Source organism: Bradyrhizobium erythrophlei, from assembly GCF_900142985.1.
Taxonomy (GTDB): domain Bacteria; phylum Pseudomonadota; class Alphaproteobacteria; order Rhizobiales; family Xanthobacteraceae; genus Bradyrhizobium; species Bradyrhizobium erythrophlei_B.
This window is the reverse complement of the sequence record NZ_LT670849.1, coordinates 4,430,693-4,447,076: the sequence shown is the minus strand read 5'-3', so window position 1 is coordinate 4,447,076 and position 16,384 is coordinate 4,430,693. Positions and strand designations below refer to the sequence as shown.

Here is a 16,384-nt window from a genome sequence, read left to right as displayed (position 1 = left end):
GCCGAGGATCACTTTCTGCACAAGGCTAGTGGAGTGGATTTGACATTCGCTCCCCACCTAGCCGCGGCCTCGCAACGCGAATGTCAAATCCTAAACTCCACTAGAAACCTATATTTACTAGTGGTCCTTTGATTCTAACATTCGCAAAAGGAGCTGCCGAGAGGGGATGCGAATGTTAGAATCGGACCACTAGCGAGATCCGCCCTTCGCTAGAAGGAAGGTTGCGGGGGCGTCAGCACCAGCGGCGGCTTCGGCCGCGCCGGACGCGGAGCCGGACGCACCTCGATCGGGGGCGGCAAAGGCGGCGGGACCTGCTGGCTGACGACGGGTGCGCCGGTCGTCGCGGCACTGTTCGCCGGCGGCGCATTCACCGCCGGTGCTGTTGGTGGAATGACGGCCGAGCGCGGCACGCTCACCCGCGGCTTCGGTGGCAGCGGCCGTAGCGGCGCGTCGGCGGACGGCGAACCGGGAGATGTGAGGCCCGGCGAGGCAGGTTCTGGCAAGCTCATCGGCTGGGCCGGCTGGATCGAGGCCGGGCTCGCCTCGCCGCGCTCGATCGAATCCAGCCGCTTGGTCTCGCGATCGATCGCCCGCACCGCCAGCCATGACGACAGCGCCGCGACATCGACGGTTCGGTTGAGCGCATCGGGCGTGCCGGCGGCGAAAATCGCAATTTCCGGCGGGCTCGCCTGCCCGGCAGCGACGCCCGACGCGGTCAACCCGGCGCGAAGATCGGCCTGGTCGGCGGGAATGTCGTAGCCGCCGGACACGATGGCGCGGACGCCCTCGCCGTCCAGCGTCGTCGCGCTGACGCGAAGCCGGCCGTCATGGATCGTGAACGGGATCTGCGCCGAGGAAACCAGAAGCGCGCCGCCCGACAGCGCCGGCTCGACGATCTTGCGCAGGCGAGCATCGTCGGTCGCCTGGCCGGCGTCGCTGGCGCGGATCGCGACCTCGAAGGCGTGCGGATCGAGACCGGCGATACGCGCCGCCTCCAGCGTCACGGTGCCGTTGCCGGACATCGCGCCGGTCAGCGCAGAAGCACTGCGGCCCTGGCTTGTGAGCGTCATCTGCAAGGACGTGCGCCCCGCGGGCATCGCGAGCGCACGATAGTGCAAGGTGCTGCCGTCGACGCCGGCGAAAGCGACGCGGCTGTTGAGCGACAGCCCACCTGCGGTTTGCCTTGCTTCGATCGCGCCGCTGACGTCGCCGCCGCCGATGCCGCCCTTGATCCCCTCGACGTTAAGCGACTGTCCGTCACCTTTCACCGTACCGCTCAAGGGGCGCAACTCGCTGCCGCCCGGCAGCACGCCGCGCAACGCCTGAAACGCGACCTGCCCGCGCCAGCCCTTGGCGAGCCCGTTACCCAGCGGCTCCGCCGCGTCGCGCCCGGCGCCGATGATCAAGGCAAAGGCCGGCGCCAGTTCCAGCGCATCGAGGCCAACCTCGCCGTCGATCTTGCGCTCGCCATCGAGCGTCATCGCCACGTGGCCGCGCAGCCGCGAACCCGCGATCGTGCCGTCGATGTCGTCGAGCGTGACCTTGCCGTTCGTGAACGACACACGCGTCGACAGGCCGACATCCTGCATCGCCTTGTCCGACGGCTTGAGGTCGAACAACGGCGAAAGATTGAGGCCACGCGCTTTGAGGGAAAAATTGGCCTTGATGGCCCTGGGATCGAATTCCTGCACGAAGGGATCGGCGGTGCCTTGCGCCTCGGCCTCGAAGCCCGCACCCGTGAGATCGAGCTTGAGACGAAGCGGCGTGCCCCATGCGCCCGACACTGAGCCCTGAAGCTGGGCGGCCCCGTCGCGCGCCGCGATGACGCCATCGAGCCCGAGCAGCGCCAGCAACGACGCGCCCTGCTCAGAAGCGAGTTTGGTCTCGACGGTGACGTCACCATGCAAGAGCTTGTCGAGATCGGCATCGCGCAGATTTGCAGCGCCCGGCTTGGCCGAGATCGAGGCCGAACCCTTGAACTGCGGCGCGTCGAGATCGATGGTGGCTTGCGCATTGGCGCGATCGGCGCGTCCTGCTTCCTTATCGACCGCGAGCGCGAGCCTCAGATGCGCCGGGCCCGGCGCCAGCTTCATCGCGTTGAGCCGTACGGCAAATTTTGGCAACACCGGCGCGATCGCGCCCGCGAGTTGCGACAACGAGGCCGCGCCTGAATTGAGCGCGAACTTGCCGGTTGCGTTGGTGCGATCGAAGGTGCCGTTGCCATCGAGCATGACGCCGCCGGCTTCGCCGATCTTCAAGGACTCCAGCGTCCAGCCCTTCGGGTCATAACCGAATTTCGCCGCGAACGGATGCAGGTCCTGGCCGGCCGAGATCGCATGATTGATGCTGAGCGAAAGCCTGGCGCGTTCCGGCCATTCGCCTTGCGGGCCGACCACGGCGCGCGCAAAGACGTTCGCGGCATCAAGGTCGAGGCGTTCGGCCTTCAGCGCCGCCTCGAATGACGCAACACTCCTAGCATCGTGCGTCCATGCGACACGCCCTTCGAGAACGCCGCCATCGATCTCGGATTTGACGTTGTCGATGGCAACGCCGTTGGCGTCGATGCTGACATCGCCGTTGAGGCGAAATGCGTTCTGGCTGTGATAGCCGGGTTCGCTGCGTCCCTGGAGCCACATCACCAGCGCATCGGGATCGGAAGATTCGACCGACAGCGCGCCCTTGAACCGGCCAGAGCTGGCGTCGCCCGATTTGGCATCGCCCGGCGTCGCATTGCCCGCTTTGCCGCTCAGCGTCACATGCGTCGTGCCCGGCGCACGAAGATCGAGGCGATCGAGCGCCCACGTCCTGGTATCGCTGCGAAGCTCGGCCGCGAAATTCTGCACGCTACGTCCGCCAACGACGATCTGCTCGGCGGAGAGCTCGAGCGCGGCTGGAATCGGCGTCTCCGGCAACGCGGCCGCCAGCGCCCGCAACACCGGCATCACCCGAATCGGATCGGCCGCGTCATTGCCGTCGCCGAGCTTGATGGCGTTGTTTGACTTGGCGTTATTTGGCTTGGCGTTGTTTGATTTGGCGGCGTTGACGCCGCCGTCCTTGGTCCCTTCTCTGGCCGCAAAGCGGTCGGCATCCAGTTGGCGCGCCGATAGCGCCGCGTGCAGCAAGGGCGCGGTGCCGAAACGAAGTTCACCGGTGCCGGTGAGCTTGAGCGCGACGTCATCTGCGCCATAACTCGTCTCGATCTGGTCGAGCTTGGCCGAGGCACGATCGGCCTTAACCCTGGCGGCGATCCGCCAAGGCACGTTGGATAAAGGCAGGTTGGATAAAGGCGCACTGGCTAATGACGCGTTCTTGTCGCCCTTCCCTGCGCTGGCCACCAAGGCGACGGTGCCCTCGAAGCGGGGGCTGCGCGCCTCGAAGCTCAGGAAGCCATCAAGCTCCACCGAGAGCGGCCGCGCGCTGGAATCGACAACCAGATGCAGCCGGGTGCTGTTGCCGTCCGCGCTCTGGCCGGACGAGACGCGGAACGGATAGCGCGTACCGGAGACCGTCACGCCGCCATCGCCGCGCAGGGCGCCAGCCAGCGAACGGACGTCACCGGCAAAAACAATGTTACTCAGTTCGAGCGTGCGGTGGCTCAAAGCGTCGTGCAGCGCGGCGCGGCCGGTGAGATGCAGCCGGTCGATCGACAACGAGCCGAGGTTGAATTTTCCCTGGCCCGACGGCCAGTCGATCGCGCCTTTCGGGTCGAGGCCAAGGTCGAGCGCCATACCGTCGATGGAAAGCTGGGTAGCGCGCCATTCGCCGCGCATCAGCGAGCCGAGGCTGAACTCGACATCGAGCTTGTCGGCCCTCACCTTGCCGAGGTCGTTGGCGCCGCCGACCACGACCGAACGCAGCCGCAGGCTCGGCGACGGCAGCAGGCGGGCCTCAAGCGCACCGGCGACGCGCACCGGCGCGCCGACGACTTGGCTGGCCTCAGCCTCGAATTGCGGACGGAACTGGTTCCAGTCGACGAAATACGGCCCGACCAGCGCAGCCACCAGCGCAATGATCAAGGCAATCGCCAATCCGAGCAGCGTCGTCTGCACGGTGTCTCCTGTTGAAAAGAGCGGCTGCGGACGCGCCTCGCGTGCCCAAGCAAACGCTATGCCGTTACGGGCCATATATAAAGTGAACTGTGGCGAAGTCACAGCGGCTAGTACCGCCGATCTGAAGTCCCTGCGCCCCAAGCCGCAACCACGTTCAGGGACTTCAGATCGAAAGCGGTACTAGCATCCCATATTTGCTAGTGCCCTCGACTTTCCGAAGTTCGCAACAGGGGTCGCCGCAATATCTTGCGAACTTCGGAAAGAGGGCACTAGTTACCGCTCACCAACGCGCGGGTAGCCGCTTGAGGCCGCGCAGGACGAAGGTCGGCCGCCATTCCGGATTCTGGGCATCATCGAGCCGCAGGTCCGGCAACCGCCGCAACAGCGTCGAGATCGCGATTTCGGCCTCGATGCGGGCGAGCTGCGCGCCGAGGCAGAAGTGGATGCCGCCGCCGAACGACAGCGGGCGCACATTCGGCCGCGTGATATCCAGCCGATCGGGCTGGTCGGGATAGGCCGCCGGATCACGATTGGCCGAGCCGAGCAGACAGAGCACGGTTTCCCCTTTGGGGATTTTCTTATCCCCGAGATCGTCGATGCTCTCCAGCGTCACCCGGCCCGTCATCTGCACCGAGGAATCGTAACGCAGAAACTCCTCGATCGCATTGGCGATCAGCTCAGGGCGCGCTTTCAACAGCGCAAGCTGGTCCGGATTGCGATAGAGCGCCAACAGCCCGTTGCCGATCAGATTGACGGTGGTCTCGTGACCGGCCCCGAACAACAGGATGATGTTGGCGGTCAGCTCCTCATTGGTGAGCTTGGAGCCGTCTTCCTCGGCCTGCACCAGTTGCGTGGTCAGGTCGTCGCCCGGCTGTTTCCGCCGCAACTCGAACAGCTGCTGAAAATACATCTGCGACAGCACATAGTTGGCATTGCTTTTCGCGATATCTTCCGGCGTCAGCGGCACCGGATCGAGGATGCGGCCGCTATCGCGCGTGCCGCTGAAGAACACCTCGCGATGTTCTTTCGGGATGCCGAGCATGTCGCAAATGATCGTGACCGGCAGGCGGAAGGCGAAATCCTCAATCAGGTCCATCTGCCCCTGCGGGATGACGCGATCGAGCGTCCGGTCGACAACCTCCTGGATGCGCGGCCGCATGTCCTCGACCCGCCGCGCCGTGAAGGCCTTCACCACCAGACCGCGCAGGCGGGTGTGATCCGGCGGGTCCTGTTGCAGCATCCAGTGGCTCATCGAGCGGAAGATCGGCTCTTCCATGATCTTCGGGCCATAGCGGCGCGTCGACCGCTCGACGAAATCCTTGCCGAAGCGCTTGTCACGCAACACGCTGCTGACGTCGGCATGGCGGCTGACGAGATACATACCGTGCGCGGTGATGTGCACGGGATCGAGCTGGCGAAGGTGGTCGTAATGCGGATAGGGATTGCGAATGAATTCCGGCGACAGCGGATTGAACAACGGCGCAGCCGCAGCCTGTGCGGGCTCGTTCATAAGCGTCTCCCTCCGGTTTCGCCGAATATAGAAGAGTTATCGCGCCAGATGAAGGTCCGAAGATCGTCCCATCGCGGGACTGTCGGATAATTAATCTGGTATCCGGTGCAGCCGGCCTGCCACGGCACGGATTTTTCGAGGCGAGGCGCGCCAGATCGCCAGCGCGGACAACGCGCACATGGCGATCGCGATCAGGAATGCCTCGCTGTAGCTGCCGGTGAGATCGTGCAGGACTCCGGTCACCAGCGGACCGACCGCGCCGCCGGCCAGCGCCGAGACCTGGATGGTCCCGAAAATGCTGCCGTAGTGCTTGCCCTGAAAGATTTCGACCACGATCGCGCCCATCACCGACGTCAGCCCATAACCGAGCGCACCTTGCGTGAACACCATGAGATAGATCAGCGCCAGCGAATGAACCTGCGCCAGCGCGATCAACGCTGCAAAGGAGATCGCAAACCCGATACAGCCGATCGCCCAGACCCATTCGCGGCCGATCCGGTCGGACAGATGGCCTAGAAAAATCTGACCGGGAATGCCGAGCGTCGAGACCGCACCCAACGACCACACCGCGACCGCCGGGCTGAAGCCGATGTCGAGCAGGTATTTGGTCTGGTGCACCTGGACCGCGTACCAGATGTAAAGCCCGGCGAAATAGCCGACCGCAATCCACCAGAAACGCGCGGTGCGGATGGCGCGCGACAACGTCCAGTCGATGCCGGCCCAGACCGGATCGACGACATTCGATCGCGGCTTCTCCTCCGATTCCGATGGCGCGGCGTCGCCGTCCGGCAAGAGGCCAAGATCCTCGGGGCGCTTGCGCAACAGAAGATTGATCGGCACCAGCACGATCAGAACCAGAAGCCCGATCGCGGTACAGGCGGCGCGCCAGCCGCTTCCGTCGATCAGGAGCTGCACCCAGGGCAGCAGCGTCACCGAACCGACGCCGACGCCCGCGAAAGCGAGCCCGATCGCCAGGCCGCGCGAGCGGTGAAACCAGTTCGGCAGATAGAGGGACTGGCCGGTATAGCCGAGGCAGATGCTGCCGGCGCCGACCAGCACGCCAATGGTGAGATAAAGATGCCAGGGCTCTCGCGTCAGCGGCGCGAGCAAGAGGCCGCTTGCCATCAGCACGGTACCAAGCTCCATGACGCTGCGCGGGCCGAGGCGATCCATCAGGCGGCCGATCAGGGGACTGGCGATGGCCGAGATCACAAAGCCGAAGGAGAATGCGCCGGCGGTGACGCCGCGGTCCCAGCCGAACTCACCGAGAACAGGCGGAAACAGCAGTGAAAAGGCGGTTCGTGCATTGACGCCGATCGCCATGGTGACGAAAGTCACCGCGATGATGATCCAGCCGTAGAAGAACGGAAGCCGCATCAAATGATCCCTCTGGAGGTGCATTCTATAACGATCGAAACGCCAGACGTCATTGCGAGGAGCGAAAGCGGCGACCCGCCGTCGCTCGCTCACGCGAGCTATGGCGCGCTTGGAGTCCGCCGAAGCGCTTCGGCGCGTAGGCGGAAGCAATCCAGCTATTTTGATCAACTGGATTGCTTCGCTTCGCTCGCAATGACGACTATAAGCAGCTATCGTCGAAACTAGACGAACGACCAGGGAGATGAAAAATGGCGCTCGGTGTCAAGCAGATGATGGAAGCCGCCAACGCTGCGGTGCCGAAGATCACGCCTGCCGAGGCGCGCGAGAAGATCGCCAAGGGCAACACGTTGCTGTTGGACATTCGCGACGGCACCGAAGTGCAGGCGAGCGGCAAGGCCGCCGGCGCGGTTCACGTGTCACGCGGACTTCTTGAATTCCGCGCCGACCCGGATTCGCCGACCCACGACAAGAATTTTTCCAGGGACAAGACCGTCCTGATCTACTGCGCTTCCGGCGGACGCGCGGCGCTCGCCGGCAAGCTGCTCAAGGACATGGGCTATAACGAGGTCTACAACATCGGCGGCTTCAAGGACTGGGCCGAGAGCGGCGGCGCGGTCGAGAAATAACGAAGGACCTAGGACGCCAGCTGTGGATGGTCGCGCAGCACCTCGTCGCGGATCGACGGCGATTGAATCGCGCGGAACAGAATTCGCGCGGTCCTCACATCGTCGGCCGTCAGGCAGAGATCGATGATCTGGCGCACGGCTGAATCGCGCAGCAAGTCGTCGCCGATCTTCATCGCGGTTTCCATGGCCGCGCGCGCTGCGCGCTCGTAGCGCTGAAACTCGTCCTGGCGATTTTTGGCATCGGGAGCCGCTGCACTCGCGGCGCTGTCGGCGGCGGAGCGACAAATATCGCGAATGCGGTGCGCGGCCTCGATATCGCCGATCGGCCAGACCACAGGCTCTTCCCAAATCTCTTTCGGCTTGGGCTTGTTGAACCAGCGCATCGCCATGGCGCGTCTTCCTGGAAACTTAGCCCTGCCCGCGGATAGTCGGCGACGACGGATTCACGCGGCGCACCGTGATCGGCGTGCCGTCGGATTCGAAGCGCAGGTCGTAGCGCTTGCCGCTTCTGTCGGTGGCCGAGCAGACCACGCTCGTGACATGACCGGTGGCGAAATTGCCGAGCTGCACGCACCTGCCCGCCGACTTCACCACCGCCGGCACCGGCAGGCCGTCCGCCTTCGGCTGGCTCTTCGAATTGAGCAGCATCCGGTCGACCGCCAAATCGTAGATATTATCGTTGCTGCGCTTGCCGGCATCCCCGGAGAACGAAACGATATGGCTCGGGTCCGACGGGTCGTCAATGGCGATGGTGAAATAGGCGCGGCCGCCAACGCTGTGCGAATAGGCGACGGTGCGGCAGGGAAAATCGTGCCCGGCAATCTTGAGCGTGCTGCAGGTTCCGGTCATCAGCGCGAACAAGTCGGTGTCCGGCGTCTGCGGCTTCAGTTCATCGGTGTCGCTCGGCGCAACGGCCGGCTGGGTCTGCGCGGAATTCGTGTTCGATCCGCGCGGAGCATTGTCTTCGGCGCCGGCCGATATGGCTGAGGCCAGCAGCAAGACCATGACAGCGAACGGTTTTCGGCCAAGGCGCATCATCTGGTCCCAAATTCCCAAGCCGAATTTTCCAAGCCAAAATCCATGTCGATCACATACGCCGCTGGCCACATTAATCTACCCACGAATTGAGTCATTCGCTCGGTGCCGGAACGATTTTTCCGGGGTTAAAGATGTTTTTTGGATCGAGCGCCTGCTTGATCGCGCGCATGGCATCGATCGCCTCAGCACCGAGTTCGCCCTTGAGATACTTCTGCTTGCCCTGGCCGATGCCATGCTCGCCGGTGCAGGTGCCCTGCATCGACTGCGCCCGCTCGACCAGGCGGTGCATGAATTCCTCTCCGCGCGCCATTTCGGCGGCATCGTCGACATCGCAAAGCAGCGAACAGTGGAAATTGCCGTCGCCGACATGGCCGACGATCGGCGATTGCAGCCGCAGCCGTTTCAGGTCGTCCTCGGTTTCGGTGACGCAATCGGCGAGCCGCGAAATCGGTACACAGACATCCGTCGCCACCACGCCGGCGCCGGGACGCAGCGCCTTGACCGCCCAATAGGCATCGTGCCGCGCCTGCCACAATTTGGTGCGGTCCTCGGGGCGCGTGGTCCAGGTGAAACCGCCGCCACCGCATTCGCCTGCGATCTCGGCGAAATTCTTCGACTGCTCCGCGACATCTGCCTCGCTGCCGTGAAACTCCAGCAGCAACAGCGGCGTCTCCGGCAACGACAATTTCGAGTAGGAATTGCACGCCTTGACCTGCTCGGCGTTCAACAGCTCGATCCGCGCCACGGGAATGCCGGTCTGGATCGCCATAATCGTCGCCTGGCAGGCGCCGCGTACGCTATCGAACGAGCAGGCCGCCGCAGCGATGGTTTCGGGAATCCCGCGCAGGCGAATCGTGAGTTCTGTGATGATGCCGAGCGTGCCTTCGGCGCCGATGAAGAGATGGGTGAGGTCATAGCCGGCGCTGGATTTCTTTGCCCGCGTGCCGGTGTTGATGATCTCGCCGTCGCCGCGCACGACCTTCAGCGCCAGCACGTTCTCGCGCATGGTGCCGTAGCGCACCGCGTTGGTGCCGGAGGCGCGCGTCGAGGCCATGCCGCCGAGCGAAGCGTCGGCGCCGGGATCGATCGGAAAGAAGACGCCCTGGTCACGCAGATGTTCGTTCAGCGCCTTGCGGGTGACGCCGGGCTGGATCACGCAATCGAGGTCTTCGGCGTGGACCTCCAGCACCTTGTTCATGTCGCGGAAATCGACGCAGACGCCGCCGGCCGGCGCATTGACCTGGCCTTCGAGCGATGTCCCGGTGCCGAACGCGATCACAGGAACGCCGTGGGCGGCGCACACGCGCACCACGTCCTGAACGTCGGCCGTCTCCTGCGCGAAGACCACCGCGTCAGGTGGCTGCGATTGCAACCAGGTTGTGGTATGGGCGTGTTGTTCGCGCACCGCTTGCGAGGTGACCAGCCGGTTGCCGAACCGGGCCGCGAGCTTTTCCACCACCGCCGCAACCGCCTTCGGCTCGGCGCGCTTTGGGGTATTGGTAATCGTTGTTCCCACTCCGGGATCTCCGTCCACGGAATTACCGTGGCAAAGGATGTATAGAGGGTCAAGACATCAAGACCTGCTGTAAGGAATGGACACGGATGACGACACGTAGTAGCGGCGCGCCTACGCCATTCCTCTCCTCGGTGATGCAGATCGAGCCGCAGTGGATCGACTATAACGGCCATCTCAACATGGCCTATTACAACGTGATGTTCGACCGGGCGATCGACGAGTTGTGGCTCCTGCTCGGCATCGGCCCGGCCTACAAGAAGGCGCGCAACAACTCGACCTTCACCGCCGAATGCCATGTGCGCTATCTGCGGGAAATTCACCTCGGCGACCCCGTGCAGATCTCGGTCTACCTGCTCGCCGCGGACGAAAAACGCCTGCATACGTTCGAGGAACTGCGCCACGCCCGCGACGGCTGGCTGTCGGCGACGTCGGAAAACATGACCATGCATGTCGACATGGAAAAGCGTAAGACCGCGCCCTTCCCGCCCGATATCCGCACCACGATCGACGCGGTCGCAAGCGCGCATGCGCTGCTGCCGCGGCCCGAGGGCGTCGGGCGCGCGATCGGCATGCCGGCGAAGTGAAATCCGCTCGGTTGCAGGTCAGGCCTGCGTCACCCACGCCGGCAGCCGATCGAACCAGGGTTGCGCCGTCTCGAGCTGACGGGCGAGTTGCAACAGACGCACCTCGTCGCCCATGTGCCCGACGAATTGAACCCCGAGCGGCAGGCCGTCCGCCGTCCAATGCAGCGGCACGCTCATGGCCGGCACGCCGGTGAGATTGGCGAGTTGCGTAAACGGCACATATTGCAGGCTGTCGAGCGCGATCTTGTCGATGGTGCTGTCGAACCAGCCCTGGCGCGCCATGAAGCCGAGCAGGCCGGTGCGATCCAGCAGACCGAGCAGGCTCTGCTCCACCGCGCTGGGATCGCCCTGGCCATGGCGCACCGGCGGATGCGCCAGTGTCGGCGTGAGCAGCATGTCGTAGCGCTGGTGAAAACGAGCAAGCGCGCGGGCGAATTCATTCCATTTGAGCAGATGTGTCGTCAGCACACCGGCCGAAACCGCGTCTCCGAGCGTCGCCAGCACCCGCGACAACAGCTCGAAATCCTCCCGCCCGGCGCCTGCCGCGCGGGCCTGCGCTACCATCGCCGCGACCTGTCCGAAATAGACATGCAGGAAGGCCTTGGCGAGGGCTGCGCCGTCGATCTCGGGCGAAGCCTCTTCGACCTCGTGGCCCAGGCCACGCAGCAAGGCGGCCGCGCGCTCGACTGCTGCCTTTGCCTCCGGGTGCACGTCGGTGCCGATCGGCGAGGCGGCGGAAAATCCGATCCGCAAGCGGCCGGGGTCGCGCGGCATCGATTTGGCGTAGGCCTCGCTCGGCCGTGCGGCAAAAAAAGGCTCCCCCGGCTCGCCGCCGGCGATCACGTCAAGCGCTGCGGCCGTATCGCGCACGCTGCGCGAGATCACGCCTTCGGCGGACGCACCGAACCAGTATTCGCCGCATCCGGGCCCCGCGGAGATCAGCCCGCGCGAGGGTTTCAGGCCGAACAAACCGCAACAGGCGGCGGGAATGCGGATCGAGCCGCCGCCGTCATTGGCGGCCGCCATCGGCACGACGCCTGAAGCGACCGCCGCGGCGGCGCCACCGCTCGATCCTCCGGGCGTGTGGGCGGCGTTCCAGGGATTGCAAACGCGGCCGTTAGTTTGCGAGTCCGACACGCCCTTCAATCCGAGCTCCGGCAGATTGGTCTTGCCGAAAATCACGAGCCCGGCCTCGAGATAGGCTCGAACGACATGCGAGTGTTCGGCCGCGACGTTTTTCTGCAGCGCGCGGCTGCCGGCGGCGGTCGGCAAGCCGGCATAGTCCTGCGCAATATCCTTGATCAGAAACGGCACGCCGGCCAACGCGCCCGTCAGCGGCTTCTGGAGTTGCGCGCGGGCCTCGGTCTCCATCATCCGGCAGATCGCGTTGGTCTTCGGCTGCGCCGTTTCGTTCTGGCGAAGCGCCAGCGCCAGCAATTCATCCGCCGTCACTTCGCGGCGCCAGACCCGGTCCGCAAGGCTCACCGCGTCTTGCTTTACGTATTCGGAAAAGTTCATGGCGCCCCCTGCCCCGCTCAGCCGCCGCCTCGGCCAATCCTATCTCCGGCGGCGGCGAACGCCAGTGCCGCACGCAGGGAAAACGGCGCGCGCTCACGCCATGATGTCCGACATGTCAGGTCAATCGCGGCAAAATCCTGAGCCCTGTCCTGCGAACGCATGACGATAAACGGCCCGGCGAAATCTATGTCTCGCCGCTCACCCGCGCTATTCGCGGCCCCCAATCCACATTTTTTCAGGGAATTTCGATCCGATGATCAGGGATTCGTTCGGACGCATCGACTACGACGAAACCGGAACCGGCCCGACCGTCGTTCTGGTGCCGGGATCATGCAGCACGGGCGCGGCATGGCGGCCGATCATGGCGCATTGGGAAAATCGCTTTCGCTGCGTCACGACCAGCCTGTCCGGCTATGGCGGCACGACCGAGCGCCGCACCGCGCTCGACGCCAGCATCGCGCACGAAGCCGACATCATCGAAGCGGTGATCCGTCATACCGGCGCCCCCGTCCACCTGGTCGGGCATTCCTTTGGCGGCCTGTCGGCGCTTGCAGTCGCACAGCGGCGGCGCGTGTCGCTGCGCAGTCTTACCATCATCGAAGCGCCCGCGCCGGAACTGCTGCGGATGATGTTCGAACAAGAAGATTATTTCGCCTTCCGCACCATGACGGACGAGTACTTCGCGGCCTACAAGGCCGGCGACACGTGCGCGATCTCTCAGATGATCGATTTCTACGGCGGCGAAGGCACCTTTGCCGGCTGGCCGCAACGCGTTCGCGACTATGCGATCGAAACGACGCCGGTCAACCTGCTCGACTGGAAGAGCGTCTACGGCTTCACGCTGACGCCGGCGCTGCTCGCACGCGTGCGGCTTCCCACGCTGGTGCTGATGGGCGCCAAGAGCCACCCGGCGGTCAAGCGCGCCAACCGCCTATTGGGCCAGTGCATTCCGAATGCGGCCGTCACGCGGGTGGCGGACGCCGCCCATTTCATGATTTCAACGCATGCCAAGGAAATCGCCCACGTCATCGCTCAACATCTAGCCGGCGTGCAGCGCGAATACGCGGCGATCACGGCCGCCAACTGACCGATCTCTTACCCGTTCAAAAAAGCCCGCGGCTTTCGCCCCGGGCCTTTTTATTCGAGCTCTAAACGCGCGTCCTGCCGCGCGCGAGGCCGACCACGGCCGACACGATGAACAGGATGACGGCGATAAAGAAGATCGTCTTGGCGATTTCAATGGACACGCCCGCAATGCCGCCGAAACCGAGAATGCCGGCGATTAACGCAATGACCAGAAAGGTGACGACCCAGCTCAACATGACAAGCTCCGCTTGATCCGTTTTGGCGTCGCGCGCGAAGCGCCGACGCAGTCGTTGGACCAATCGCAGCCGGGAACAAAGGTTCCGGCCGCCTTAAGGCTCGAAGACAGCCAAAAATCTCGCTTCAAAAGGAACAAATGACGGGGGTATTCGGGGCTGGATAACTCCTGTCAAAACGGCGTCTCACGCCCTATATGCGTTTCATTCCTGCTATGAAGGCTCCCCTTCGCTACCCGACTGGTCCAATTTGGGCGGGAAAACGAATCGCGACATGACCGAGCCGAATCATCTGCCCCATCGTGACGTGCCCGACCACCAGCCCGTGGCTGGCGGGATCGCGGCGCGTGCGCGCGCGGCCGCAAGCCCATCCTATCTCTCGCGCCTCAATCCCGAGCAGCGCGAAGCGGTGGAGACGCTGGACGGTCCCGTGCTGGTGCTGGCCGGCGCCGGCACCGGCAAGACCCGCGTCCTGACCTGCCGCATCGCCCATATCCTGAGCCAGGGCCGGGCGCGGCCGGGCGAAATCCTCTCGGTGACCTTCACCAACAAGGCTGCGCGCGAGATGAAGCACCGGCTTGGCGAAATGCTGGGCCAGGCGGTCGAGGGCATGCCCTGGCTCGGCACCTTCCACTCGATCGGCGGACGCATCCTGCGGATGCATGCCGAGATGGTGCAGCTGAAATCCAATTTCACCGTGCTCGATACCGACGACCAGGTGCGGTTATTGAAGCAACTTTTGCAGGCCGAAGGCATCGACGACAAGCGCTGGCCGGCGCGCATGCTGGCCGGCCTGATCGACGGTTGGAAGAATCGCGGCCTCGGTCCGTCACAGGTGCCGTCGGGCGAAGCCGCAGTGTTCGCCAACGGCAAGGGCGGCAAGCTCTATGCGAGCTATCAGGAGCGGTTGAAGATTCTCAACGCCGCCGACTTCGGCGATCTCCTGCTGGAAAACATCCGCCTGTTCCGTGAGCACCCGGACGTGCTGCGGCAATACCAGCACCGCTTCAAGTTCATCCTGGTCGACGAGTACCAAGACACCAACGTCGCGCAGTATCTCTGGCTGCGGCTGCTCGCGCAGGCGCCGAGTCCTTCGCCCACCTCGCCCCGCGCTTCTGTCCCCTCTCCCCTTGTGGGAGAGACACCTTCAGACCCCATCGACTCTTTGCAAGATGGATCACCGGGTCTCGATGCTTCGCATCGGTCCGGTGATGACGAGAAGAATGTGGCGAAGCTATCTGCCCCCCGCAACATCTGTTGCGTCGGCGACGACGATCAGTCGATCTATGGCTGGCGCGGCGCGGAGGTCGACAACATCCTGCGCTTCGAGCACGACTTCCCCGGCGCGAAAGTCATCCGCCTCGAGCGCAACTACCGCTCGACCGGCCATATCCTCGCCGCCGCCTCGCACCTGATCGCGCACAACGAAGGCCGGCTCGGCAAGACGCTGCGCACCGAGGATGTCGACGGCGAAAAAGTCACCGTGACCGGCGCCTGGGACTCCGAAGAGGAAGCGCGCGCGATCGGCGAGGAGATCGAGGATCTCCAGCGCAGAAAAGAGAACCTCAACCAGGTCGCCATTCTGGTGCGGGCCTCGTTCCAGATGCGCGAGTTCGAAGACCGCTTTGTCACGCTCGGCCTGCCCTATCGCGTGATCGGTGGCCCACGGTTCTATGAGCGCGCCGAAATCCGCGACGCGCTGGCTTACTTGCGCGTCGTCAACTCGCCGGCCGACGATCTCGCCTTCGAGCGCATCGTCAACGTTCCGAAACGCGGGCTGGGCGACGCCACCGTGCAGATGCTGCACGACCACGCCCGCAAGCGGCGCATCCCGCTGTTCGAGGCGGCGCGTGCCGTGGTCGAGACCGACGAATTGAAGCCGAAGGCGCGCGGCAGCTTGCGCGATCTCCTGACCAGTTTCGACCGTTGGCGCGCGCAGGCCGAAGTGGCCTCGCACACGGAACTGGCCGAAGCCGTGCTCGACGAAAGCGGCTACACCGACATGTGGCAGAAGGACCGTTCGGCGGACGCCGCGGGCCGGCTCGACAACCTGAAGGAACTGGTGCGCTCGATGGAAGAGTTCGAGAACCTGCAAGGTTTCCTCGAACACATCTCGCTGGTGATGGACCGCGACGGCGGCGCCGAAGAAGAGGCCGTGTCACTGATGACGCTGCACTCGGCCAAGGGGCTGGAATTCGACAATGTGTTCCTGCCCGGCTGGGAGGAAGGCCTGTTTCCAAGCCAGCGCACGCTCGACGAACAGGGCCGCGCGGGCCTGGAAGAGGAGCGCCGGCTCGCCCATGTCGGGCTGACCCGCGCGCGGCGCCGCGCCAAACTCTATTTCGCCACCAACCGCCGCATCCACGGCACCTGGTCGACCACGATCCCGTCGCGCTTCCTCGATGAACTGCCGGCGCATAATGTCGAGATCACGGAATCCAAAGGCGGCTCCGGCTGGGGCGGCGCCAGCGGCTACGGTCCCTCGCGCTTCGACAACGTGGAATCCTTCGGCTCGAGCTACGGCACGCCGGGCTGGCAGCGCGCCCAGGCCAATCGCGCGCGAGGCGGCCGTCAGAATCACGGCTTCGAGGAACGGCAGACGTCCTACGGCTCGCGCGACGCCGGCGGATTCTCGAAACAAAAACGCACGCCGCTGGTGATCGAAGGCGAACTGATCGCGAAATCCACCGGCACGACGTCGGACTTCAACCTGAAAGACCGCGTGTTTCACCAGAAGTTCGGCTACGGCCATGTGGTGAAGATCGACGGCAACAAGCTCACGATCGCTTTCGAAAAGGCCGGCGAGAAAAAGGTCGTCGACAGTTTTGTCGAGCGGGCGTAAGCCCA

General features: G+C 64.4%; 12 protein-coding genes. 4 read left to right on the top strand and 8 right to left on the bottom strand.

Annotation, left to right across the window (positions count from 1 at the left end):
* Positions 1 to 209: 209 nt before the first annotated feature.
* The 3 genes from BUA38_RS20760 to BUA38_RS20750 all read right to left on the bottom strand — a co-directional run bounded on the left by BUA38_RS20760 (position 210) and on the right by BUA38_RS20750 (position 6,936).
* On the bottom strand, positions 210 to 4,049 hold the full coding sequence (locus BUA38_RS20760) for an AsmA family protein (protein ID WP_072826284.1): 3,840 nt from the start codon (positions 4,047 to 4,049) through the stop codon (positions 210 to 212).
* Positions 4,050 to 4,329: 280 nt separating this feature from the next.
* Positions 4,330 to 5,559 carry a cytochrome P450 gene (locus BUA38_RS20755; protein ID WP_072820768.1) on the bottom strand — a complete coding sequence of 410 codons (1,230 nt, stop codon included), beginning with the start codon at positions 5,557 to 5,559 and terminating at the stop codon, positions 4,330 to 4,332.
* A 90-nt stretch (positions 5,560 to 5,649) separates the two neighbouring features.
* Positions 5,650 to 6,936, bottom strand: a complete 1,287-nt coding sequence (locus BUA38_RS20750; protein WP_072820766.1) for an MFS transporter — start codon at positions 6,934 to 6,936, stop codon at positions 5,650 to 5,652.
* Positions 6,937 to 7,184: 248 nt separating this feature from the next.
* On the opposite strand from BUA38_RS20750, the gene BUA38_RS20745 reads away from it, so the two are divergent.
* Positions 7,185 to 7,562: a rhodanese-like domain-containing protein gene (locus BUA38_RS20745; RefSeq protein ID WP_072820764.1), complete on the top strand. Its 378-nt coding sequence runs from the start codon at positions 7,185 to 7,187 to the stop codon at positions 7,560 to 7,562.
* An 8-nt stretch (positions 7,563 to 7,570) separates the two neighbouring features.
* On the opposite strand, the gene BUA38_RS20740 is transcribed toward BUA38_RS20745, so the two are convergent.
* The 3 genes from BUA38_RS20740 to BUA38_RS20730 form a co-directional block, all read right to left on the bottom strand.
* Positions 7,571 to 7,951: a hypothetical protein gene (locus BUA38_RS20740; protein WP_338076266.1), complete on the bottom strand. Its 381-nt coding sequence runs from the start codon at positions 7,949 to 7,951 to the stop codon at positions 7,571 to 7,573.
* 19 nt (positions 7,952 to 7,970) lie between these two features.
* Positions 7,971 to 8,618: a hypothetical protein gene (locus BUA38_RS20735; protein WP_244553002.1), complete on the bottom strand. Its 648-nt coding sequence runs from the start codon at positions 8,616 to 8,618 to the stop codon at positions 7,971 to 7,973.
* Positions 8,619 to 8,691: 73 nt separating this feature from the next.
* Positions 8,692 to 10,116 (bottom strand): FAD-binding oxidoreductase, encoded by a 1,425-nt coding sequence (locus BUA38_RS20730; RefSeq protein ID WP_072820762.1) that lies wholly within the window; start codon positions 10,114 to 10,116, stop codon positions 8,692 to 8,694.
* Positions 10,117 to 10,202: 86 nt separating this feature from the next.
* On the opposite strand from BUA38_RS20730, the gene BUA38_RS20725 reads away from it, so the two are divergent.
* A complete protein-coding gene (locus BUA38_RS20725) occupies positions 10,203 to 10,700 on the top strand; it encodes a thioesterase family protein (protein ID WP_072820760.1) in 498 nt (165 codons plus the stop codon).
* 18 nt (positions 10,701 to 10,718) lie between these two features.
* On the opposite strand, the gene BUA38_RS20720 is transcribed toward BUA38_RS20725, so the two are convergent.
* Entirely contained in the window at positions 10,719 to 12,218 is a 1,500-nt protein-coding gene (locus tag BUA38_RS20720; protein WP_072820759.1) for an amidase, read from the bottom strand.
* Between the two features lie 253 nt (positions 12,219 to 12,471).
* Between BUA38_RS20720 and BUA38_RS20710 the strand changes: the two genes are divergently transcribed.
* The gene (locus tag BUA38_RS20710; RefSeq protein WP_072820756.1) at positions 12,472 to 13,305 is read left to right on the top strand and encodes an alpha/beta fold hydrolase; all 834 of its coding nucleotides are present in this window, start codon (positions 12,472 to 12,474) and stop codon (positions 13,303 to 13,305) included.
* Positions 13,306 to 13,366: 61 nt separating this feature from the next.
* On the opposite strand, the gene BUA38_RS20705 is transcribed toward BUA38_RS20710, so the two are convergent.
* Positions 13,367 to 13,540 (bottom strand): DUF1328 domain-containing protein, encoded by a 174-nt coding sequence (locus tag BUA38_RS20705; RefSeq protein ID WP_072826281.1) that lies wholly within the window; start codon positions 13,538 to 13,540, stop codon positions 13,367 to 13,369.
* Between the two features lie 271 nt (positions 13,541 to 13,811).
* On the opposite strand from BUA38_RS20705, the gene BUA38_RS20700 reads away from it, so the two are divergent.
* On the top strand, positions 13,812 to 16,379 hold the full coding sequence (locus BUA38_RS20700) for an ATP-dependent helicase (protein WP_072820754.1): 2,568 nt from the start codon (positions 13,812 to 13,814) through the stop codon (positions 16,377 to 16,379).
* Positions 16,380 to 16,384: the final 5 nt, after the last annotated feature.